The organism is Kribbella sp. NPDC004138 (genome assembly GCF_053603655.1).
On record NZ_JBSGFZ010000025.1, the window covers coordinates 17,536 to 39,885 of the forward strand.

Consider the following 22,350-nt stretch of genomic DNA (forward strand, 5'->3'; position numbering starts at 1 on the left):
GCTGTGCGGCTGGTCGACTACCTGGACAAGGGCGCATCGCTCGCACCGGACGCCGCCTGCCTGACGACGGACGGCGAGTCGCTGACGTACGCCGAGGTTCAGCACCTCTCGGACCGGATCGCGGGTGCCCTGGCGGCGACCGGCGTACAGCCCGGCGGCAAGGTCGCGATCCTGTCCGCGAACGACCCGGTGGCGTTCAGCTGCGTGTTCGGGATCAGCCGGGCGGGTGCCGTCTGGTGCCCGATCAATCCACGCAACGAGGCGGCCGAGAACCGGGAACTGCTCGACCAGTTCGACTGTGAAGTACTGATCTACCAGTCGGCGTTCGCGCCGCTGGTGGACCGCATTCGGGACTCTTTGCCGAAGGTGCACACGTTCGTGTGTCTCGACGGGGAGCCCTCCTCCGGCCTCACCCCCCACCCCGCCGGCCGGAGGACCGTCGGCTGGGACGCGTTCTGCGGGGGCGCGTCCCAGCCGGCACCTGATCTGACCGATCCGGACGACCTGGCGATGATCGTCGGGACCGGCGGTACGACGGGCCGGCCGAAAGGGGTGATGCTCGGCAACGCCAGCCTGGAGACGATGACCGCGCTGACGCTGATGGGCTACCCGTTCGGCGAGCGACCGGTCTACCTGGCACTGGCACCGCTGACGCACGCGGCCGGCGTGCTGTGTTTCCCGGTGCTCGCGTGCGGCGGCGAGATCCTGATCATGCGAGCTCCCGACGTGCACGCGTTCCTGGAGCTGATACCGCGGCACGGGGTGACGCACACGTTCTTGCCGCCGACGCTGATCTACATGGTGCTGGCGGCGCCGGAGCTCGACTCCACGGACCTGTCGTCGTTGCGGTGCTTCTGGTACGGCGCGGCGCCGATGTCGGTCGCCCGGCTCGAGGAGGCACTGCAGCGGATCGGTCCGGTGATGGCGCAGCTGTTCGGGCAGACCGAGGCGCCGATGATGATCTCGATGTTGCCGCCGGCCGCGCACTTCGATGCCGCCGGCAACGTCGCCCGGGGACGGCTGTCATCCGCGGGACGGCCGTCCCCGCTGGTTACCGTGGCGATCATGGGAGCCGACGGCGAACTGCTCCCGCACGGCGAGCGCGGCGAGATCGTGGTGCGCGGATCGCTGGTGATGAAGGGGTACTACCGCAACGCCGAGGCGACCGCAGCAGCTTCGGCGTACGGCTGGCACCACACCGGCGACATCGGCTACCTGGACGCGGAGAACTACCTCTACATCGTCGACCGGGCCAAGGACATGATCATCACCGGCGGCTTCAACGTGTACTCCACCGAGGTGGAGCAGGCGCTGATGGCGCACGCCGCCGTCCAGGACTGCGCGGTGATCGGTCAGCCCGACGAGAAGTGGGGCGAGCGGGTCGTGGCCGTCGTCCAGCTCCAGCCGGGCGCTTCGGTGGACGCTGCCGAGCTGATCGCGTTCGCGAAGGCGCGCATCGGCAGCGTGAAGGCGCCGAAGGAGGTGTTGCTCTGGCCGGAGCTGCCGCGATCGAAGGTCGGCAAAGTGCTCAAGCCAGAGATCAAGGCGCGACTCTAGTAGGCCTTGGCCGTCCAGCCGAGCAGGCCCAGCGAGCCGCCCTTGATATCGGAGCCGTCGCCGTCGAACTGGTCGGCGTCGAAGTGCGCGGATGCGCTGCCATCCGCCTTGATGCCGAGAAGTACGAGGCCCTTGGGGTGGTCGTTGCACCAACCCGGGCTCAGACTGGTGAAGGGTGCCCAGCCGCTCGTCTTCTGTACGGTCGAGCTGATCGTCGCCGGGCTGGCGTAGGTGATTCGCCAGTGCTTGAGCTCACCGTTGGACTTGGTGCCGACCAAGACGTCCACCGGAGCACTGGCGGTTCCGTCGGTGCGCAGGTGCTTCAGGGTCCTGACCGTGTCCCACCCGCGGCCGGACAGCTTGACCGGGGCCGAGAGACTGGGCTTGCCGTCGACGTAGGCGAACTTGTACCGATAGAGCGAGGTGTCGGCGAGGCGATAGACGTACGGCCACGCCGTCGTGAGACCCCGGGTACCGGCGAACCCTGATACGACGCGGGTGACGGTGAGCTGCGTGACCTTCAGGACGCCGTCGACCTGCTTGACAACGCGGTACACGTGGTAGACGTATCCGTCGGTGGGATGCACGGCCAGGCCGTCCTCCGAGTACGAGTCCGGGCTGCCGGCACCGCCGAACGACGTGAGTGCCGATGGCACCCAACCGAGCTTGTCGCCGGAGATCGCCTTGGTGCTGGTCTTCCCGCCGATGTAGCGGTAGGAGAGACGCTGTCCATCGGATCGGTACGCCTCCGTGATCGCACCGCAGTCGGTCGGTACGTCACTGAGTGCCGCGGTCGCGGACCGGGCGGTCACAGCGACCCCGGCGATCAGGCCGGTCGCGAGAACGGTCAGTGCCGTCCCGACGGCCACGACGGATCTGCGCTTCACGAGAACTCCTCCAGGGAGGTCGATTCGGATGGTCATGACAGCCGATTCCGGCTACTGGCCGTAGGCCTTCGCAGTCCAGCCGAGAGAGCCGAGAGAGCCGCCCTTGATGTCGGTGCCGCTGAGGTCCGTCTTGTTGGCGTCGAAGTGCACGGAGGCGGCACCGGTCGAGGTGATGCCGAGCAGCGGCCGGCCGTTGGGATGGTCCTGGCAGTAGCCGGTGCTGAGGCTGGTGAACTTGTCCCAGTAGGCGGACTTCAGCACCGTCGACGAGATGGTGCCGGCCGGCGTGGCTCGCTTGATCCGCCACTCCTTGAGCTCGCCGTTGGTCTTGGTGCCGATCAGCACGTCGACGGCCGCGTCCCCCGTGCCCTCGGTGCGCTCGTAGGTGAGCGTCGTGACGGTGTCCCAGGCCGTACCCGCCAGCCGCACCTTTGCCTTCGGTACGCCGTCAGTGGCGCCCACCGTGTAGCGGTAGAGGTAGTTGCCCGCGGCGCGGTACAAGTAGGGGTACCCGTACGCGAGAATCCTGGTGCCGCCGAATCCGTCCATGAGATGGCTGGCGCTCATCTCCGTCACGCTCCACGTGCCGTCGACCAGCTCGCCCTGGCGGATCACCTTGAAGAGCCAGCCACTGGTCGGATGGGCCGCGAACTCGGTGGTGCGGAAATGGGTGTCGTCACCGGCACCGCCCATCTGCTGGAACGCCGACGGCACCCAGGGAAGACTGTCGTTGCGGTACGCCTTGGTGTTGGTCCCTCCTGCGGCGTACTCGTACGTGAGCCGCTGCCCATCGGTTCGGTACGCGGCCGTGAAGGCTTTGCAGTCCGCGGGAACGTCGCCGAGCGCCGCGGTCGCCGGCCGGGCGGTCACGGCGACTCCGGTAATGACACCGGCCGCAACGACGGTCAGCGCCGTCGCGGCGGCCACGAGAGATGTACGCATCAGGGAAAGTCCTCCAGGTGAGTCGGTTCGGCCATGCCGGAGTGCACCCGGACGCCGCGATGGACCCTAGGGAGCACCTCCGACACGCCACTGCCCGTACTCCGCCCGTACTCCGCCCGTACTCGGCCCCTACTCGGCCGGACCGAGCTGGTCCCACCGGTAAGCTCCTCTTCGTGCCCGGACGGCCGCAGCAGGATCTGCCCGGCCCGAGGCATGCCCTGGAGCCCGACGGCCGCTTCGGTGAACTTCTGCGCGCGCTCCGCCGGAACGGCGGACTGACACAACGGGAACTCGCGGACCAGGCCGGACTCAGTGCGGGGGCGATCCGCGATCTGGAACAGGGCCGGACCAGGAGCCCGAAACCGGATTCGATCGAGGCCATCACCGCCGCCCTCGCGCTGAGCAGCCAGGAGGCAGGGAAACTCCATGCCGCCGCCAAGGCACACCGCTCCGGCACCGGCTCGCACTCCAGTAGCACCGGGTCGCTGCGCATCGGTGTCCTCGGCCCGATAGCTGTCTGGCACGGCGCCCTCCGGGTGCCGATCAACTCCGGTCCGCAACGCGCCTTGCTGGCCCAACTCGCCCTCGCCGCCGGCACAACGGTCAGCCAGGACGAGCTCATCGACCTGCTCTGGCCGCGCAGCACACCGAGAAACCCGGTGAACCTGCTGCAGACCCGAATCGCCAGGCTGCGACGGCTGCTGGAGTCCGGCCGGCCCGCCAACGAGGTGATCGTCGGAGACCCCATCGGCTACCGGTTGGCGGTGACCACCGGCACGCTCGACCTGCTGACGTTCCGCGAGCTGACCGCTCAGGCGGCCCACGAAGAACCGCGGGCTGCATTGGCCACGCTCTCCGACGCTGTCACGCTGTGGCGCGGCGACACCGATGTGGAGCCGGTGGCCGCCAGCCCGCTCTACATCGCGATCTCCAACGAATACGCGGCCGCCGTACGGACCTTCGCCAGGCTGGCGCGCGAGCTCGACGAGCCGGAGCAGGCACTGCGACCGCTGCGCGGCCTGATCGCGCGGCACGAACTGGACGAGCCGCTGCACGTCGAGCTGATCCAGACCCTGGCCGCGAGCGGCCGGCAGGCCGAGGCCCTCGCAGCGTACGACCGGATCCGGTCCGCCCTCGCCGAGGAGCTCGGCATCGACCCGGGCGAGCGCCTGCGCGCGATCCATCTGGAGGTGCTCCGGCAGCAGAGCGGGTCCGCGCCGGAGCCGATCACGCGCGTGGTCGTCCAGCAGACGCCGTCTGCGCCGCCGGACTTCGTCGGTCGCACCGAGGAACTGGCGACGATCCGTACGACGCTCGGCGGTTCCGGTGCGTTGTCGTCGCGGGTCGTGCTGATCAACGGGATCGCCGGGGTCGGCAAGACCACCTTGGCGCTGACCGCCGCGCATCAGCTCCGCGAGCAGTACCCGGACGGACAGCTGTACGCGGACCTGCGCGGGAGCGACACGATCACGCCGGCGCCGCTGCGGGTCCTCGGCCGATTCCTGCGCGCACTCGGCGTACCCGGCCGGCGGATCGGTACCGACGAAGCCGAAGCGGCCGCCTTGCTGCGCAGCGAACTCGCTGACCGGCGGATGCTGGTCGTGCTCGACAACGCCCAGGACGCGGCGCAGGTACAACCGCTGCTGCCGGGTGCCGGGCGCAGCGACGCGATCGTGACCAGCCGCCGGCGGATGCCGGACCTGGTGACGGCCGGTACCGTGACCCTCGAGCCGCTACCGCATCAGGACGCCGTACGGTTGATCACGTCCACCGCGAGGCTCGATGCCGACCCCGACGGTGTGAGCGCACTCGTGGAGGCCTGCGCGCGCCTTCCGCTCGCGTTGCGCATCGCCGGCGCACGGCTTGCCACCAGGCGGGAGTGGACGGTCGCCGATCTGGCCGGTCGCCTGCACGACGGCAACCGGCGGCTCACCGAACTCAGCCTCGGCGAGTCCAGTGTGCTGAACAGCTTCCAGCTCAGCTACGCGGATCTGAGCCCGGCTGCGCAGCACGCGTTCCGGATGTGCAGTCTGCACCCCGGCGACGACTTCAGCGCCGGCAGTACGGCGATTCTGCTCGGTACGTCGACGGCCGAAGCCGACCGCGTGCTGGAATCCCTGCTCGAGGCGAACATGCTCCTGCAGCACTCGACGGACCGCTACCGATTCCACGACCTGCTCGGCCTGTACTCCCGGCGGCTGCTGGCCGACGACCCTGAACGCGAAACCACCAGGACCCGTTTGTACACCTGGTACGCCGAGGCCGTCACAGCGGCGATCGGCTGGGCGAATCCGCACGTCGTCCGCCTCGGCGGCCTGACCGGCCCCGCATTCTTCAGCTCCGAAACCGAGGCACTCACCTGGCTCGACCACGAGCTCCCCACCCTGTTGGCAGTCGTGCAGGACACAGCGCAGGACGGCGAACGGTCGCTGGCCTGGCGGATCGTGGACCAGCTCCGGGGGTACTTCCTGATTCGCCGGGGTGCCGAAGGCGCGCTCCCGGCCGCACAGACCGGGCTGGCCGCCGCCGTCGCCGCCCGCGACCACACCGCACAGGTCGCTATGCTGATGAACCGCGGGCAAGCTCTCGGTGCGGTCGGACGCGACGAGGACGCACTGTCCGACTGTCTGGCCGGCCATACGCTGGCGATCGAAGTGGGCTGGACCCCGGCCGCCGCCTACATGGCCCATCAGGTCGGCTGGCTGCAACTCGAGCGCGGGAAGCTCGGCGACTCCGAACTCTGGATGCGTCGCGCCCTGGAACTGACCGAAGACGACCAGCGCGGCCACGTCCGTGCGATCGTGCTGAACGGTCTCGGGATGATCCGCCTCCATCAAGGCCAACTGACCGAGGCAGCCGATCTGTTCGAGACTGCGCTGCAGAGCGACGAGACCGGTCGGGAGACGTCGGTGCTCGCCATCCGCGGCAACCTGGCGAGCGCGCTGCGGCAACTGGGCCAGGCCGACCGCGCAGCCGACCTGCTCACCGACGTACTGGAGTCCTACCAGCGCCGCTCACACCTCCGCGGTGAGCTGTCCACGCTCGACGAGTGGGCACGCCTGTACAGCCAGCGCGGAGACGGGACCGCCGCCCTCCGTACGGCACTCCGGGCGCATCAACTCGCGGTCGCCATCCGGGACCCCAAACCCCAGGCCCAAACCGCGTCGACCGTCGCAGGCACGTACCTGACGATCGGCGACCCCGCCGCCGCCATCGATTGGATCGAAGAAAGCCTGACGATCGCCCGTGGGACGTACCCGTACGTCGAAGCCGAGGCGCTGCTCACCCTGTCCGCCGCACGACGCAGCACCGGCCACCAGACAACCGCGGTCCACGCCGCGACCCAGGCAGCGGCGATCGCCCGATCCCACGGCTTCCGCCTGCTCGAAGCGCAGGCCACGTCAGACCTCGCCTAACTGCTGCCCGAGGCTCCTGCGGATGACGCCACCACAATGGCCGCGGTCACTGCGGCCTGCATCTCGGTCACTGCCTTCTTCACCGCGTCCGCGGCCCAGTCCGAGTCGGCGATCTCTTTCGCGCGCTGCTTCAGCGCCTTCTTGTCCACCGCGTCCGTGACAACCTTCGGTACGACGTTCAGCGCGCTGAGCAGCGCAATCAGCGCGGCAGTGCGCTCGTCCGGCGTCGTACCGACCTTCAGCGCGCTCTCCAGCTTGGTGCGCACCTCCTGCTCATGCCGCGCGTCCTTGGCCGGCCAGCGCGTCACCGGGAACAGTCCGAGCACCCTGCCCTGGTCCGCCTCCAGCACACCCCGCTCCGCGAGCCGTGCCAGCAACTGGTCGCGCAGCCGCTTCGAGAGCGCACCGATCTGGTCCTTCGGCTTCTTTCCAGGCTTGTTGACGACGTAGGCCAGGCGCTCGTCCAGGATCGGGTCACCGGTCGGCGCACCGTCCAGCACCTGCAGGCGGCCGGTCTTGCCGTTGGTGGTGATGTCGAGCTTCCGGTTCAGCGTGAGCTCGATCAGCACCGCACCGGCCAGCGCGTAGTCCAGGCCGGGCGACCCTGTGACCGGCTTACCGGTCTGGTCGTCGTACAGGAGCAGCAGCAGGTCCTCGGCGATCAACATGCCAACCACGGTAGGCACGACGAGCGGCTCGGCGCATCCGCCGCGCGGACTACCCAGGGGGTCCGCCGTGAGGCCCAGGTAAGGTCTACTAAGGTAAGCCTTAGCTAACATGCCCGCCCAGCCTGAAAGCAGCTCCGCCATGACCAGAGCACTGCCCGAGCCGACGTACCGGCGTTTCGTCGCCGGTCTCGGCACCCTCAGCCTCCGGCCGTTCGACCTCGGCGAGGACGTCCCCACGCTGCACAGCTGGGTGACCCGGCCGTACGCGCGCTACTGGGGACTCCTGAACGCGTCCGTCGCCGACGTGCACGCGGAATACCTCCGGATCGCGGACAGCGCGCACCACGACGCCTTCATCGGCGAGCACGACGGCCGGCCGGCCTTCCTGATGGAGCGCTACGCACCGGCGTACGACGCCGTCGGCCGGGTGTACGACGTGGCGCCGGGCGACGCCGGCATGCACGTCCTGGTCGGGCCGCCGGTCGCGCCCATCCCGGGATTCACCGGGGCGGTGTTCGAGACGATCATGGACAGCCTGTTCAGCGATCCGCTGGTCGACCGGGTGGTGGTCGAGCCCGACGTGCGGAACGTGAAGATCCAGGCGCTGAACGCGCGGATGGGGTTCCGCAAGCACAGCGTGGTGGCACTGCCCGGCAAGCAGGCCTGGCTGAGCTTCTGCACCCGCGACCAGTACGCCGACGCGCACCGGATGAACGAGGCGGGCTGATGAACCACTGGGAGATCGTCAACCAGGCGCTGGTCCGGAAAGCGTTGTCGGAATTCACCCACGAGCGCATTCTCCAGCCTGTTGCCGACGGCAATGAGTATGTGGTCGGCCGGTACCGGTTCACGGCACGGCGCTATCCCTTGAATCACTGGGACATCTCGGCCGTGGTGCGTGACGACGGTTTGCCGGTCGACGCGCTGGAGTTCGTCACGGAGTTCCACGAGCAGCTCGGGATCGGACGCGACATGCTGCCGGTCTACCTGGAGGAGATCAGCAGCACGCTGGCCTCGGCGGCGTACAAGCTGTCGAGGCCCGATCTGACGGCGACGGACCTGGTCACCGCGGACTTCCAGACGATCGAGGCCGCGATGACCGAGGGTCATCCGTGCTTCGTGGCGAACAACGGGCGGCTCGGGTTCGGCTTCACGGACTACCTGGCGTACGCGCCCGAGACCGGCGCGGGCGTACAGCTGACCTGGATCGCGGCCCGGCGGGACCGGACCACCGTTTCCTGCAGTTCCTCGTTGGCCTTCGACGCGTTCATGCGGTCCGAGTTGGGCGAGGAGACGCTGGCGCGGTTCGCCGAGGTCGCCGATCCGGCGGAGTACGTTTACCTGCCGGTGCATCCGTGGCAGTGGGACAACAAGACCTCGATCACCTTCGCCGCCGACATTGCTTTGCGGCACATCGTCCACCTCGGCTCGACGGACGATGTTTATCAGCCGCAGCAGTCGATCCGGACGTTCTTCAACCGGTCGGTGCCGTCGCGCTGTTATGTGAAGACGGCCTTGTCGGTGCTCAACATGGGGTTCATGCGCGGGCTGTCGCCGTCGTACATGGCCGCGACGCCGGCGATCAACGACTGGGTGCATTCGGTCGTCTCGAACGACCTTGTCTTCAAGCGGTACGGGTTCACCGTGCTGCGGGAGATCGCCGCGGTCGGGTACCACAACCGGTACTACGAGAACGCGACGGACAAGACCTCGCCGTACCGGAAGATGCTGTCGGCGCTGTGGCGGGAGAGCCCGGTGCCGTCGCTGGAGCCCGGCGAACGGCTCGCGACGATGGCGTCGCTGCTGCACGTCGACCGGCACGGGGCATCGCTGGCCGCGGCCCTGGTCCGGGCGTCCGGGCTGGCGCCGGCAGACTGGTTGCGCGCGTACGTCGACGCGTATCTGATCCCCGTGCTGCACAGCTTCTACGCGTACGAGCTCGTGTTCATGCCGCACGGCGAGAACCTGATCCTGGTGCTGCGGGACGCGATCCCGATCCGGGTGATCATGAAGGACATCGCCGAGGAGATCGCCGTCCTGAGTCCGTCGACACCGGTACCGGCCGAGGCCGAGCGGGTGCGGGCCGACGTACCGGACGACGAGAAGCTGCTGTCGATCTTCACCGACGTGTTCGACTGCATCTTCCGGTTCCTGTCACCGCTGCTCGACCGCGAAGGTCTGCTGACGCCGGCCGAGTTCTGGTCGGTGGTGGCGTCGTCGATCCGCGACTACCAGGCGGCGACGCCGGAGCTCGCCGACGCGTTCGCGAAGTACGACATCTTCGCGCCGTCGTTCGCGCTGTCCTGCTTGAACCGATTGCAGCTGCGCAACAACCAGCAGATGGTCGACCTGACCGACGTCGCCGGGTCCTTGCAGTTCGCCGGGACCTTGGACAACCCGCTGGTCACGGAAGCAGCTGACTGACCAGGGTGCTTGTGGATAACTTCCGCGGCGGTACGGCGAGATCGGTCAAGCTGATGGAGTGACCACAGTCTCCGCTCCGCACGACGGCCGCCGGTACGAAGTGCTGGACGGCCGCCTGCTGATCACCGGCGCCCAACCACCGTCCCACCACGCCGCTGTCATCGCTCTGATGATCCGCCTGAAACACGCCTGCCCGGCTGACCTGCTCGTCGCGGTCAACTCCCTCGACTACCGCCCCGACCTCAACACGACTCTCCGCCCCGACCTCCTCATCTGCCACCGCACCGACGCCGGCCCCCACCTCCTCACAGCCCCACCCGTCCTGGCCGTCGAGGTCCTCTCCCCCACCACCCGAACCACCGACGTAGTCCTCAAACGAACCCTCTACGAACAACACGGCATCCAGTCCTACTGGCTCCTGGACCCCACCACCCAAGAACTAACCATCCTTGACCTGACCCCCACCGGCTACACCTGCCAGGCCGTCATCCAGTCCGACGAAACCTTCCACACCACAACTCCGTTCCCGATCACCCTCTGCCCGTCCGCCCTCACCAGATGACCCACGATCCGCCAAAACTGGGGCATCCAGGGGCATCCAGGGGCAGATCAGCAAAACTGCACCAACCACCTGTCAACTGCCGCCATGCTGGTCGAGTGACCGAGAAGGAGGCACTATGGGATTCGTGGACACCACGCCGAGGACGCTCACAATCGCACAGTTCGACGCGCTGCCCGACGACGGAATGCGACACGAGCTGCTCGACGGGCGGCTACTGGTGACACCGGGCCCGAAGGAGGAACATCAGCGAGCCGCCGGCGTCTGCAACTTGCGTCTGGTGATGGCCTGTCCAGACGACATGGAGGTCTTCTTCGCCCCGTTCGACTTCCGGCCGAACGACAGGACGAGCCTGCAGCCCGACTTGATGGTCTTCCGGTACGAGGACGTCGAACGCGACCAGCAGCGGCGGACGTTGGTTCTGGCTGTCGAGATCCTGTCGCCGTCCAACCGATCGACCGACTTGATCAAGAAGCGCCACGCGTACGAGAAGGCCTGCGTTGCGTCATACTGGATATTCGACCCTTACTTGTCCGTACTGACCGTGCTCGAGCTCGCGGACGGACAGTACACCGAGCGGACGTTCAAAGGCGACGAAATGTTCGAGGCCGAACAACCGTTCCCGGTGCGGATCGTTCCGGACGAGTTGGCACGGCGGGTCAACGGCTCGGCCTGACTCGGGGCAACCTGGGGCAGATACTCATCTGCCCTCCCGCGGTAATGCCTGTCGGGAGCATGGTCGGAGCATGTGGCCAATCGAACCAGGTGAATTCACGACCGCCGATCTGGATGCGGCACCCGACGAAGGCGCGCGGTACGAGCTTGTCGACGGAGTCCTGCTGGTGACTCACATGTCATCGCTGATCCATCAACAGGCTCTCGGGGACCTGATGCTCCGGATGGCGGCTGCATGTCCTGCGGACCTTGAGGTCTTGCCAGGCCCGCTGGAGTTTCGCCCGAACAGTCGGCTGGCTGTGGTACCCGATCTCCTGGTGCTGCCGCGCAAGGACTACACGACTCGATGGGTCGACGAACTGGTGCTTGCTGTTGAGGTTGTCGTCACGACGACGCGCACGGTTGACCGGGTGCTCAAGCCTGTGCTGTACGAGCGGGCGGGCGTTCCCGTCTACTGGATGCTTGATGCTGAGGAGGGCGTGCTGACCGTGCTCGAGCTGGAAGACGGTCGGTACGTCGAACGGGCTGTTGTCAGGGGCGGCGAGGTGTTCGAGGCGGCGGTTCCCTTTCCGGTACGGCTTGAGGTCAGCCGTCGAGGAGTTGGGTGAGTTGGGGTTTGGTGGGGAGGTTTTCGGGGCGGATGATGTCGCCGGTACGGACGTAGTAGAAGGCTGCGGTGACGTGGTCGAGGGGGATGTTCATGAGTTCGGACCAGGCGACTCGGTAGATGGCCAGCTGCAGGGGGTCGGCGGTTTCGCCGCGGGTGGTTTTCCAGTCGATGACGTCGTAGCCGCGGGAGCCGTCGGGGCGGACGATCTGGTAGACGGCGTCGATGCGGCCGCGGATCACCCGGCCGTCGAGGGCCAGGGCGAACGGGGCCTCGATCTCGTACGGCGTGGTGTCGCCGAACGGGCCGTCGCGGAAGGCGTCCATCAGGTCGGTGAGGTCGGTGTCGTCGACGATGTCCTCGTCCGCGGCGCCGGGGAGGTCGTCGGGGTCGAGCAGTAGCTGCTGCCCGAAGTAGCTCTCCACCCAGGCGTGGAACCGGGTGCCGAAGCGCGCGGCCCGGTTGGGTTTGCGCGGCATCGGCCGGGCCAGGTCGGCGGCCAGGCCGTCCGGGTCCTTCGCCAGCCGCATCACCTGGGTCGCGGACAGCGCGGCCGGCAGCGTCACGTCGTACGCCTTCCGGCTCCGGCTTTCCCTTGCCTCGGACAACAATCGCTCGAGCTCGGAGTCCCAGCGCGCGACCGTCGCCTGCTCGTCGAGCAGCAGCGACTCCTCCGCCGCGGCGGACGGTCCTTCAGCGCGTGCCTGCTGCACGAGCGCCGCCGCGTCGAGCCGCCGCTGGTACGACTCCAGGTCGTACGCCGTCGGCCAGGGGGCCCGCGTCTGCTCGGCGAGCTCCGGGTTCTCCTCGGTGAGCTCGGGCTGGTCCGCCCAGGCGATCACCCGCTCCCCGGCGTGCTTCTTCAGGGTGTCGAGGTACGCCGACGGGCCGCGCGGGCGTTTCTGCGTCGGACCCCACCAGTGACCGGTCGCCACCAGCAGCTCCTTCGCGCGGGTGAACGCGACATACCCGAGCCGCCGCTCTTCGAGCGCGTTGACGTCCTTGCACTCGTCGGCGAACGCCTTCAGCCCGGCGTTCGTCAGGTCGTGGATGTCCGGAAGCGTGTCGGCGTCGCCACGCAGCGGCCACGGCAGGACCTTCGCGTTCGTCGTCCACTTGTCCCGGCCGCGGTCCGAGGGGAACACCTTCGACACCAGGGTCGGCACGAACACGACCGGCCACTCCAGGCCCTTCGAGCGGTGCGTGGTGAGCAGCTTCACCGAGTCCGCCTCGCTCGGTACGGCGAGGTCGAGGCCGGCCGCGTACTCCTCCTCGGCCGCCAGGTACGCCAGCAGACCGTCGAGCGAGCCGTCCGACTCGGTCGACACGAAGTTGCCCACGGCATCCAGGAACGCGGCGAGGTGGTCACGGCGTCCGGCGTCGACGTGGTCGGGTGTCGCGGTCAGCTCGACATCCAGGCCGATCGTGCTGATCACCCGCCGAACCAGGTCGAGCAGCGGTTCACCGGCGTGGGCGCGCAGCTCGCGGAGCTCGACCGACAGCTCCTTGAAGCGGGTCAGGGCCTCCGGCGCGTACGGCAGCGGCCCCGGATCGTCGACCGCCTCGGCGAGCGCGATGACCTCGGTCGAGTCCATCCCGGCCACGGCCGCGTCGAGCGCGGCGACGAGGTCGTCGGCGGCCGGCCGCTCCCCCGCGTCCGCGAGTCCGCGGGCGCGGTTGGCGAGCAGCGCGAGGTCGCGGTGACCGATCCGGTACCGCGGGCCGGTGAGGATGCGGAGCATCGCCGCGTTCGCCGTCAGGTCGTTGACGGCCTGCAGCGTCGCGACGACGTCGACGACCTCGGGAAGCGCGAGCAGACCGCCGAGGCCGACGACCTCGACCGGGACCTTGCGCGCGATCAGCGCCTCGTGGACCGCGCTCAGGTCGACGTTGGTCCGCATCAGGATGCCGATGTCCTTCCAGCGGCGGTTCCGGGTGCGGTGCGCGGCGACGATCGCGTCGGCGACCCACTCGATCTCCTGCGAGCGCGTCTCGAACAGCCCGACGGTGATCGCGCCTTCGGGAGCGTCCGGCGGCGCCTCGAGCGGGATGACGCCGGGGTGCTGTTCGTACAGCTCGGCGGCGTGCTGGTTCGCGGCGGCGAGGATCCGGCTGCCACAGCGCCGGTTCACGCTCAGGACGTACCGCTGCGCCGGTGAGCCGTCCGCCTGCGGGAAATGCTCGGGGAATTCGTCCAGGTTCGCCACGGAGGCGCCGCGCCAGCCATAGATCGCCTGGCACGGGTCGCCGACCGCGGTGACCGGGTGGCCCCGGCCGTGCCCGGCGTCCGGCCCGGCGAAGAGGGCCGTGAGCATCCGGCGCTGCGACACCGACGTGTCCTGGTACTCATCGAGCAGGACGACCTTGTACCGCGCGCGCTCGACCGCGGCGACCTCGGGACACTCCTCCGCGAGCCGGGCGCCGAGCGCCATCTGGTCGGCGAAGTCGACGACGCCGCGCTCCCCCTTGTACGCCTGGTACTCCTCGACGAGCTGCAGGATCTCCCCGCGCTTCAGGGCAGTCTCGGCGAGCTTGCGGACCTCCACGGTCTGCTTGCGCGCCGCGGCGACCTCCTGCCGTACGGCGTCGTCGTGGTCGCGGATGTCGTCCGGGCGGAGCAGGTGGTCGGCGAGCTCGCCGTCCAGCGCGAGCAGGCTGTTGACCAGCGTGGGTACGTGGTGCGACGCGAACCGGATCGGCCCGGCGGACCGCCGTACGACCCGGCCGGCCAGCTGGAACCTGGTGGCGTCGGCGAGCACCCGCGAGTCCGGCTCGAGGCCGAGCCGGAGCCCGTGCTCCGCGATCAACGTGCCGGCGAACGCGTGGTACGTCGAGACGACGGGCTCGCCCGGCTCCTCCGGCTCCCAGTTGGGGATGTTGCTGCGCAGGTGCGCCGCGAGGATCGGGTGCTGGTCTCTCGGCAGCGTCGATCCGAGGACACCGGCCTTCGTCAGGTCCTCGCGGATCCGGACGTCGAGCTCGTTGGCCGCCTTCTTGGTGAACGTCAGCCCGAGCACTTCCTCCGGCTTCACCTGCCCCGTGCAGATCAGCCACACCACCCGCGCCGCCATCGCGGTCGTCTTCCCCGACCCGGCACCCGCGACGATCACCCCCGGCGCCAAGGGCGCGGTGATAGCCGCCAACTGCTGATCCGAGAACGGAATCCCCAGAAGGTCACACAAGTCAGCCGTCGACGTGAGCTGAGCAGGCATCAGCAGACCCCCCGCAGAGGACGCCCGTCGTGACCGGAGACCCCTTGTTGTGACCTGAGATCTGGAATAACAGATCCCAGGTCACAGCAAGAGGTCCCAGCCACCCGCAGGTACGGGCGGGGGTGGGACTGGGAGCTCGGCATCAGAGGATCTCCCGGCCTTCGGGTTGGATGGGGCACAGGGCGCGGGCTTCGCAGCGGGTGCAGCCGTCGTTGCGTTTGGCCACGAAATCCTCCGAGCGGATCATCGTCTCGGCGTCGTCGACGGCCTCGTCGAGCCAGGTCCGGCCGTCCTCGTCGGTCTCCAGCGGGCCCTGGTGCTGGACCTTCGGGAAGCCGCCGTTGTCGTCGTGCCGCAGCTGCACGAGCTCGGCGCCGCCGGCGACCGCGTCCTCGCCGAGCTTCTTGAGCTGCCGCGCGTTGATCGCCCGCTGGTAGATGGCCAGCTGCACGTGCCGCTCGAGCGCCGGCTTGGTCGGGATGTTCCGCCCGGTCTTCAGGTCGACCACCCGGACCATGCCTTCGGGGTCCTTCTCGACCCGGTCCATCCGGCCCTTCACCCGCACCGCCGGGTGCTCCGCGTCGGGCAGCAGGACGTCGAATTCCACTTCGGTCCCGACCAGCGTCCGGTCCGGACGGCCCTGGTGCCACGCGACGAACCGCCGCAACGCCTGCTCCGCCTCACCGCGCTCCCGGTCCGAGATCCAGGCGGACTCGAACTCGAGCTGGGTCCAGACCTTGTCGAGCCAGCCGTTGAGCTCGTCGACCGACGGCGGCAGCGTCCCCGTCGCGACCGCGTCGGCCAGCGCGTGCAGCACCGAGCCGAAACCGAGCGCCGACGTACTCGGTGTCTCCCCACCGGCCCGCCGGGTCAGGAACCAGCGCAGCGGACAGTCCACGATCGTCGTCAGCGCACTTCCCGACAGCGGAACGGGCTCCGCGGGATCCGCGATCGGCCGCGCCGACTCGGTGCGCTCCCGCACGCCCCACCAGCGCGACGGATCGGCCGTCGGTACCAAGGCCTGATCCCGGTCGTCGACAGCCGAGGCCAGCAACGCCAGCCGGTCCGCCGCCGACCGCTTCAACGCCGGCGACGACGCCGGATCCGCCAGCACGCAGCGCAGATCCGCCACCAGCCCCGGCAACGACAGCGGCCGCCGCGGGCGCCCCGCGACCAGCTTCCAAGGAATGTCCAGCTCGGCAATGAATCGGGAGGGCTGGTCGCCGTCGGCCTCGGGTGCCTGTACGGCGGTCACGATCAACCGCTCGCGGGCCCGGGTGATCGCGACGTAGAACAACCGTCTCTCCTCGGCGAGCAACGCGCCCGCCGACAACGGGTCGATCAACCCGTCGGGCCCCAACCGGTCCGGTTCCAGCAACGAGCCGCGGCGCCGCAGGTCCGGCCACTGCCCCTCCTGGACGGAGGCGACCACGACGAGCCGCCATTGCAGCCCCTTCGACCGGTGCGCCGTCATCAGCTGGACGCCGGCCTCACGGTATGTCCCGTCGAACCGGTTGTCCGCCGCGATGTCCAGCGACTCCAGCTCGGACAGGAACGCCGATACGCCCTTGAACCCGACCTGCTCCTCGGCCCGGCCGGCCGCGTCGAACAGCGCGCACAGCGAGTCGAGGTCCCGGTTCGCGGTGCGCGCGACCTCGCCGCCCGACGAGGCCTGGCCGCGCAGCCGCCGCAGCCACGGCGACTCCGACCACAGCGACCACATCACCTCGTCCGGCGCCGCGCCCGCAGTCACGATGTTCCTTGCCTTGAGCAACCGCTCGCCGAGCGCCGCGAACCGCGCCTCGGCCGGTGACGCCTCCTGGTCGAGCAGCAGCGGGTTCAGCATCGCCTCGCGCAACAGCTCGTCCGACGACCGCGGCAACCGCTGCCCGCCCGCCGCGTCGCGGTCCCGCCGGCGCAGCACCCGCGCCAGCCGCCGCAGCTGCCCCGCGTCCATCGCACCCAACGGCGACAGCGCCAACGCCCGGACGACGTCGACGGTCAGGGTCTCCGGGTCGGCCACCGCCCGCAGCGCCAGCAGCATCGGCCGGACGGCGGGCTCGCGCGACAACGGCAGCTCGTCGCCCGCGACGTCCACCGGGATGCCGGCCGCGGACAACGCCCGCCGCAACGGCGGGATCGACCGGCTGCCGGAGCGCACGAGCACGGCCATCTCGTTCCACCCGATGCCGTCCTGGACGTGCGCCCGGCGGAGCAGATCGGCGATGTGTTCCAGCTCGGCGCCGCTGGTCGAGTACAGGTTCGCCTCGACCTTGCCCGGGCCGTACACACACGCGGACGCGTCGGGGTTGCGGAAGCGCTCGAACGTGTCGCGGTCCAGCGACCCCGGCACACCGAGCCGGTTGACGACGTTGCGCGACACGCGCTGCAAGGTGGTGCCGAAGCGCCGCGTCGTCCCTAGCGCGATCTGCGCGGCCTCCGCGCCGTCGCGGGTGCGGAACTCGTCGGTGAACCGCAGCAGCCCACGCACGTCCGCGCCGCGGAAGGTGTAGATCGACTGGTCCGGGTCGCCCACGACGACCAGGTCGCGACCGTCACCCGCGATCGCCTGCAACAGCTTCGTCTGACCGGGATCGGTGTCCTGGTACTCGTCCACGAACACCGCCTTGAACTCGGCCCGCAGCTTCGCCTGCACCTGCGGCTGCTGCGCGAGGATCACCGCGCGATGGATCAGCTCGGAGTAGTCCAGCACCTGCTCGGCGTCGAGGATCTGCAGGTACTCCTGGAAGAAGTCGCCGACCGCGACCCACTCGGCCCGCTCCGCCGATCGCCCGATCGCGGACAGGTCCTCCGGGTCGAGCCCCAACTGGCGCGCCTTGCCGATCACGGCCTGCACTTCGTCGGTGAACCCGCGAGTCTTCAACGCCGGATGCAGACTGCCCGGCCAGTGCACCGCGCCAACCTCACGACTGCCGGACAACGCCTCGCTCAACCGCAGCGCCTGCTCCGGACCGGACGGCAACCGCAGTGGTACGTCGAACGCGTCGGCCGGTGTGAACCGGCGCAGCAACGCGTAGCAGAAGGAGTGGAACGTCATCGACGGCATCACCCGCGTCGTCCGCCCGAGACGCCCGGTGATGCGATCGCGAAGCTCGGTCGCGGCCTTCCGGCCGAACGTCAGCACGAGCACCTCGTCGGGACTCAGGCCGCGGTTGCGGACCCGGTCGACGACGGCCTCCACCAACGTCGTGGTCTTGCCGGTGCCGGGCCCGGCGAGCACCAGCAGCGGCCCGCCCGGGTGCTGCACGACGGCTTGCTGGTCGGCGTCGAGAACAGGCGCTTCCGCGCTCCGGCGCTCCTCCCGGACCAACCGGTACCGGGATCCCTGTCTGCTGACCACCGACACATCTCAACAGACGGCACCGACAGTCCGCGACGAGGCTCCCCGGCCGCCGGCCGGATAGCCGGAAACCGGACAGAACCGCGTAGCCGGCCGATAACTTTCCGCAGTTCCCGCGCATCGAGTTCGTCGACGGCAACACGACGACAAGGAGCACCGAATGAGGACGCTGCGGCACACCGCCGCCCTCCTGGGGACGGCTGTTCTCCTCGCAGGACCGACGACCACCACCGCCTCGGCGGCGAACCCGAAGATCGCGTCGATCTGCTCACTGGACCTCGGCTCGATCACCGCAGGAGGCAACTACGTCGATCAGGTCCTGTCCGCCGCGAGCCCGCCGGCCGCGAGCGAACGCCGGGTGGGCCCGCAGGTCGCCGACCCGGGCGAGACGAAGGCCAGTGCGACCTGGGAGTTCTCCTACGACAGCCACGACGGCATCGTCGACCGCGGCTACGCGATCTACGGCACCTGGCTCTACAGCACGCTGATCGCCCGGCCGCCGGACGGACCGTGGTGGGGTCAGGCGAACATCCAGGACGGGATGGGCGACTTCACCCAGCTCGCCCGGTCCGGCTATCCGAAGGGCGCCGACCCGACCCGCGAGTACCTGTACGGGCTGCGCAACGACGGCGTGCTGTTCCGCTGGAAGAAGGACAGCACCGGCTTCCACGGGCTCGGTTCGTCCGCCGGGTTCTCCGCGGTCAAGACCATGACGCTGATCAGCCAGACCGCGACGTACGACACGCTCCTCGCGACCACGCGAGGCGGCGCGCTGTACACGATCCGGATCCCGGTCACGTCGCCGATGACGCCGGTGGTGACGGCCGTGCGGACGTCGACCTGGCAGGGCTTCGAGGCGATCGTCGCGGAGAAGTGCGGCACGCAGAGCACGCTGCTCGCCGCGGTCGACCGGGACAGCGGATCGGCGTACCTGTATGCGGTCGGGCACGCCAACGGAACCGCCACGGTCATCCAGGCCCTGGGCAAGGTGCCCGGCACGTTCAACGACCCGATCTACTTCCTGCGCACGTCGCAGGAGGGTTCGTCGCTGTACGGCGAGTAGACGCTCTAGTCGTGCGGATCCCAACGGGCCTGGCGCAGGTTCACCCGGCCGTTGGTGATCCGCACGCCGTCGGAGCGCAGCCGGTGGAGCTGCTCGTCGCCGACCTCATCGGCCGGTACGCCGGACGCGCGGATCACCCGCCACCACGGCACGCTCGCGCCGTACTCGCGCATGATCGCGCCGACCTGCCGCGGGCCGCCCTGCCCCACGTACTCCGCGATGTCGCCGTACGTCGCGACGCTGCCCTCCGGGATCGACTCCACGGCCTGCAGCACGGCCTCGACGTACTCCTCCCTGTCCACGCGCCCCAATCTAGGCGAGCGGGGCGAGCGCCTTCGCGAGCGGCTCCAGGACCGACGGCGGCGCGTCCAGCGGAAGGTTCATGACGACCAGGTCGACACCGGCCTCGCCGTACGCCGCGGCCTCGGCGACCGCCTTGTCGAGCGGGCTGTCGGGGTCGATCCGGACGTTCACCGAGCAGGTGATCTCGCCGACGTCGCGGCCGGCCTCCTCGCAACGCTGCACCAGGACGTCCTTGAGCGCCTTCCACTCCTGCGGGTTCGGGACGATGACGTTCCACTGCTGCGCCCACTTGGCGACCGCGCGGAGCGTGCGGTTCGGGCCCTTGCCGCCGATGGTGATCGGCGGGTGCGGCGTCTGCACGGCCTTCGGGTTGCAGTACGCGTCGGTGAGCTTGACGTACTGGCCGTCGAAGTTCGCGACCTCTTCGGTGAGCAGCGCGATGATCGCCTGGGTGCCCTCGTCGAACCGGTCGAAGCGTTCCTTCAGCGGGTACAGGTCGATGCCGTACGCCGCGGTCTCCATCTCGTTCCACCCCGCGCCGATGCCGAGCTCGAGCCGTCCGTTGCTGATGATGTCGGTGGTCGCGGCCATGTTCGCGAGCACGGCCGGGTGCCGGTAGATCATCCCGGTCACCTGGCAGCCGAGCCGGATCCGCGACGTCGCCTGCGCGAGCGCGGCCAGCGTCGTCCAGGCCTCCAGGTTCGGCCCCTGCATGTCACCGGTCAGCGGGTAGAAATGGTCCCAGTGCCAGGCGGACTCGAAGATCTCGAACTGGTCCGCCGCGACCCACACGTCCCGCATCTGCTGCCAGGTGGTGTGCTCCGGCCTGGTCTTGATCGCGAACCGCATCCCGCGCCTCCCTCAGGGGTAGCCGTTTCCCGGGCGAGACTACTCTGCTTTCGCCTCAGTCGAGACCGAGTCTGGCGCGGACCTCGGGGCGGCGCAGCGGCGGGACGGTCTGCGGCGGGGTGCGGCGGGCCGGCATCTCCTCGAGGAGCTGCTCGGTGATGCGGGCGACCTCGGTGGCCGCGCGCTCGATCGGACCGCGAGTGGTCGCGCTCAGCGAGCCGACGCCCGTCACCTTGCGCACATATTGCAGCGCGGCCGCGTAGATCTCTTCGGAGGTCGCCGACGGCTCCAGTCCCCGGAGCACGGTGATGTTTCTGCACATGGTCCCGACAGTACGTGCCGCCGGGGACAACTACGAGGTATTGACAACCCTAATGGCATTAGGTTTTCCTCATGGCATGAGCACTACCGCGCCGGACCGCCGGACCCGCCGTCGTCAGCAGACGATCGAGGAGATCCTCGACGTCGCGATCGAACTGATGGCGTCCGAGGGCGTCGCGGCGCTCAGCCTGTCCGCGGTGGCCCGGCGGCTCGGCATGCAGCCGCCGTCGCTGTACCAGTACTTCCCGTCGAAGATGGCGATCTACGACGCGCTCTTCCAGCGGGGCAGCGAGCTGCAGCGGGACGCGTACCGGGCGGCGCTCACGACGGCCGCGACCGGGGATCCGCTGGAGCTCAACCTGATCGCGGCGACCGCGTTCAGCCGGTGGTGCCTGGAGAACCCCGTCTACACCCAGCTCATGTTCTGGCGGACGGTGCCCGGCTTCGAGCCGAGCGCGGAGGCGTACGCGCCGGCGCAGGAGACGCTGCGAGATCTCCGCGACCACCTGCAGGCGACGGCCGACGCGGGCTACCTGCACCCGGACGCCGCCGGCGACGAAGGCGTCGCGCTGTTCACGTCACTCACCGCCGGGCTGCTGTCCCAGCAGATGGCGAACGAGCCGGACGCCTCGTTCGAGGACGGTCGGTTCATCCGGATGCTGCCGACCGTGCTCGAGATGTTCCATCAACGCTACGCACCAAACAGGGGGAAGAAATGAGCGCAGTACTCGCGGAACAGATCGGGCGGGCCGACCGCGCGCGGTGCCGGGTCCACCGGGACGCCGAGCTCCACGCGTGGCACGAGCTGCTCGCGTCGATCGAGGGGGACGAGTGGCAGCGCCGAACGGTCTGCGACGAGTGGGACGTCGCCGACATCGCGGGTCACCTGATCGGCCAGGCCGAGGACGTGAACAAGTCGTTCTCGTTCCCGCGCCGGTACCGGAAGGCGAAGCGGGTCTATCCCGACGTGCTGCGGATCGACGCGCACATGATGGTGCAGGCCGACGAGCACCGCGGTACGCCGCCCGCCGGGCTGCGCACCGAGTTCGACCAGGTGTGGGCGAAGGCGACCCGGAAGATCTCCAAGAACCCCGAGCTGATCCGCCGGGTATCGATGACGATCGACGGGTTCCACGTCGTGAAGTTCAGCCTCGGGTACATCCAGGACATCCTGCTGGCACGCGACCTGTGGATGCACCGCGACGACGTCTGCCAGGCGCTGGGCCGCCCGTTCGACGCCGGGCCGTACGCCGGGGAGCTGGTCGCGCAGGTGATGTACGACCTGATGGACGGACCGTGGTGGGAGGACCGGCCGGCCGTCGAGGTCGAGCTGACCGGGCAGGGCGGCGGGACCTACCGGCTCGGGAGAGGTGAGCCGGTGGGGCGTGCCACGGTGGACGCGGTCGGGTACATGCGGACCGTGTCCGGACGCGACGACGCCCCGGCGGTCACGGGTGATCCCGTGGCCGCCGAGGCGGTCGCGTCCTGCCGGATGCCCTTCTAGTG

Annotated in this window: 18 protein-coding genes; 10 read left to right on the top strand and 8 right to left on the bottom strand. The window is 69.3% G+C overall.

Translation table 11 applies throughout. The features are described 5' to 3' along the window. Positions 1-3: 3 nt before the first annotated feature. Entirely contained in the window at positions 4-1,557 is a 1,554-nt protein-coding gene (locus ACWEOO_RS30950; protein ID WP_452146048.1) for an AMP-binding protein, read from the top strand. Here ACWEOO_RS30950 and ACWEOO_RS30955 read toward each other — a convergent pair. Beyond that, positions 1,554-2,444 carry a hypothetical protein gene (locus ACWEOO_RS30955; RefSeq protein WP_452146049.1) on the bottom strand — a complete coding sequence of 297 codons (891 nt, stop codon included), beginning with the start codon at positions 2,442-2,444 and terminating at the stop codon, positions 1,554-1,556. The two genes, ACWEOO_RS30950 and ACWEOO_RS30955, sit on opposite strands and share 4 nt — an antisense overlap. A gap of 51 nt (positions 2,445-2,495) precedes the next feature. Then, positions 2,496-3,386, bottom strand: coding sequence for a hypothetical protein (locus ACWEOO_RS30960; protein WP_452146050.1), 891 nt, complete (start codon positions 3,384-3,386; stop codon positions 2,496-2,498). Between the two features lie 173 nt (positions 3,387-3,559). Between ACWEOO_RS30960 and ACWEOO_RS30965 the strand changes: the two genes are divergently transcribed. Further along, on the top strand, positions 3,560-6,802 hold the full coding sequence (locus ACWEOO_RS30965; protein WP_452146051.1) for a BTAD domain-containing putative transcriptional regulator: 3,243 nt from the start codon (positions 3,560-3,562) through the stop codon (positions 6,800-6,802). Here ACWEOO_RS30965 and ACWEOO_RS30970 read toward each other — a convergent pair. Next, a complete protein-coding gene (locus ACWEOO_RS30970) occupies positions 6,799-7,470 on the bottom strand; it encodes a GOLPH3/VPS74 family protein (protein ID WP_355476527.1) in 672 nt (223 codons plus the stop codon). The genes ACWEOO_RS30965 and ACWEOO_RS30970 overlap by 4 nt on opposite strands. Positions 7,471-7,609: 139 nt before the next feature. Here ACWEOO_RS30970 and ACWEOO_RS30975 point away from each other — a divergent pair, with 139 nt between their 5' ends. From ACWEOO_RS30975 to ACWEOO_RS30995, 5 genes are all read left to right on the top strand, one after another. Beyond that, positions 7,610-8,197 (top strand): GNAT family N-acetyltransferase, encoded by a 588-nt coding sequence (locus tag ACWEOO_RS30975; RefSeq protein WP_452146052.1) that lies wholly within the window; start codon positions 7,610-7,612, stop codon positions 8,195-8,197. Further along, on the top strand, positions 8,197-9,894 hold the full coding sequence (locus ACWEOO_RS30980; RefSeq protein ID WP_452146053.1) for an IucA/IucC family protein: 1,698 nt from the start codon (positions 8,197-8,199) through the stop codon (positions 9,892-9,894). The genes ACWEOO_RS30975 and ACWEOO_RS30980 overlap by 1 nt, the downstream gene beginning before the upstream one ends. 58 nt (positions 9,895-9,952) lie before the next feature. Continuing rightward, positions 9,953-10,456, top strand: a complete 504-nt coding sequence (locus ACWEOO_RS30985; RefSeq protein WP_452146054.1) for a Uma2 family endonuclease — start codon at positions 9,953-9,955, stop codon at positions 10,454-10,456. A gap of 115 nt (positions 10,457-10,571) precedes the next feature. Continuing rightward, positions 10,572-11,129, top strand: coding sequence for a Uma2 family endonuclease (locus ACWEOO_RS30990; RefSeq protein ID WP_452146055.1), 558 nt, complete (start codon positions 10,572-10,574; stop codon positions 11,127-11,129). Positions 11,130-11,199: 70 nt separating this feature from the next. Next, a complete protein-coding gene (locus ACWEOO_RS30995) occupies positions 11,200-11,736 on the top strand; it encodes a Uma2 family endonuclease (RefSeq protein ID WP_452146056.1) in 537 nt (178 codons plus the stop codon). On the opposite strand, the gene ACWEOO_RS31000 is transcribed toward ACWEOO_RS30995, so the two are convergent. Both ACWEOO_RS31000 and ACWEOO_RS31005 read right to left on the bottom strand, forming a co-directional pair. Then, positions 11,714-14,878, bottom strand: a complete 3,165-nt coding sequence (locus ACWEOO_RS31000; RefSeq protein WP_452146057.1) for a UvrD-helicase domain-containing protein — start codon at positions 14,876-14,878, stop codon at positions 11,714-11,716. The two genes, ACWEOO_RS30995 and ACWEOO_RS31000, sit on opposite strands and share 23 nt — an antisense overlap. Before the next feature lie 211 nt (positions 14,879-15,089). Continuing rightward, complete coding sequence (locus tag ACWEOO_RS31005; RefSeq protein WP_452146058.1) at positions 15,090-18,308, bottom strand: ATP-dependent helicase; 3,219 nt, start codon at positions 18,306-18,308, stop codon at positions 15,090-15,092. 160 nt (positions 18,309-18,468) lie between these two features. On the opposite strand from ACWEOO_RS31005, the gene ACWEOO_RS31010 reads away from it, so the two are divergent. Beyond that, positions 18,469-19,371, top strand: a complete 903-nt coding sequence (locus ACWEOO_RS31010) for a hypothetical protein (RefSeq protein ID WP_452146059.1) — start codon at positions 18,469-18,471, stop codon at positions 19,369-19,371. A gap of 5 nt (positions 19,372-19,376) precedes the next feature. Here the strand turns inward: ACWEOO_RS31010 and ACWEOO_RS31015 are convergent, their stop codons facing one another. The 3 genes from ACWEOO_RS31015 to ACWEOO_RS31025 are packed head-to-tail and all read right to left on the bottom strand — an operon-like array spanning position 19,377 to position 20,845. After that, a complete protein-coding gene (locus tag ACWEOO_RS31015; RefSeq protein ID WP_355700220.1) occupies positions 19,377-19,673 on the bottom strand; it encodes an MGMT family protein in 297 nt (98 codons plus the stop codon). Between the two features lie 10 nt (positions 19,674-19,683). Further along, positions 19,684-20,523 (bottom strand): TIGR03560 family F420-dependent LLM class oxidoreductase, encoded by an 840-nt coding sequence (locus tag ACWEOO_RS31020; RefSeq protein ID WP_452146060.1) that lies wholly within the window; start codon positions 20,521-20,523, stop codon positions 19,684-19,686. 55 nt (positions 20,524-20,578) lie between these two features. Next, entirely contained in the window at positions 20,579-20,845 is a 267-nt protein-coding gene (locus ACWEOO_RS31025; protein ID WP_130439916.1) for a DUF2277 domain-containing protein, read from the bottom strand. Between the two features lie 76 nt (positions 20,846-20,921). On the opposite strand from ACWEOO_RS31025, the gene ACWEOO_RS31030 reads away from it, so the two are divergent. Beyond that, positions 20,922-21,563: a TetR/AcrR family transcriptional regulator gene (locus ACWEOO_RS31030; RefSeq protein WP_452146061.1), complete on the top strand. Its 642-nt coding sequence runs from the start codon at positions 20,922-20,924 to the stop codon at positions 21,561-21,563. Further along, positions 21,560-22,348 (top strand): maleylpyruvate isomerase family mycothiol-dependent enzyme, encoded by a 789-nt coding sequence (locus ACWEOO_RS31035; RefSeq protein WP_452146062.1) that lies wholly within the window; start codon positions 21,560-21,562, stop codon positions 22,346-22,348. Before ACWEOO_RS31030 ends, ACWEOO_RS31035 begins: the two co-directional genes overlap by 4 nt. Positions 22,349-22,350 lie beyond the last annotated feature (2 nt).

Coding starts and splice junctions, on each gene's coding strand:
- ACWEOO_RS31030 (WP_452146061.1), top strand. CDS start 20,922: ATGAGCACTACCGCGCCGGACCGCCGGACCCGCCGTCGTCAGCAGACG.
- ACWEOO_RS30960 (WP_452146050.1), bottom strand. CDS start 3,386: ATGCGTACATCTCTCGTGGCCGCCGCGACGGCGCTGACCGTCGTTGCG.
- ACWEOO_RS30995 (WP_452146056.1), top strand. CDS start 11,200: ATGTGGCCAATCGAACCAGGTGAATTCACGACCGCCGATCTGGATGCG.
- ACWEOO_RS30980 (WP_452146053.1), top strand. CDS start 8,197: ATGAACCACTGGGAGATCGTCAACCAGGCGCTGGTCCGGAAAGCGTTG.
- ACWEOO_RS31025 (WP_130439916.1), bottom strand. CDS start 20,845: ATGTGCAGAAACATCACCGTGCTCCGGGGACTGGAGCCGTCGGCGACC.
- ACWEOO_RS30990 (WP_452146055.1), top strand. CDS start 10,572: ATGGGATTCGTGGACACCACGCCGAGGACGCTCACAATCGCACAGTTC.
- ACWEOO_RS31010 (WP_452146059.1), top strand. CDS start 18,469: ATGAGGACGCTGCGGCACACCGCCGCCCTCCTGGGGACGGCTGTTCTC.
- ACWEOO_RS31035 (WP_452146062.1), top strand. CDS start 21,560: ATGAGCGCAGTACTCGCGGAACAGATCGGGCGGGCCGACCGCGCGCGG.
- ACWEOO_RS30970 (WP_355476527.1), bottom strand. CDS start 7,470: ATGTTGATCGCCGAGGACCTGCTGCTGCTCCTGTACGACGACCAGACC.
- ACWEOO_RS30975 (WP_452146052.1), top strand. CDS start 7,610: ATGACCAGAGCACTGCCCGAGCCGACGTACCGGCGTTTCGTCGCCGGT.
- ACWEOO_RS31020 (WP_452146060.1), bottom strand. CDS start 20,523: ATGCGGTTCGCGATCAAGACCAGGCCGGAGCACACCACCTGGCAGCAG.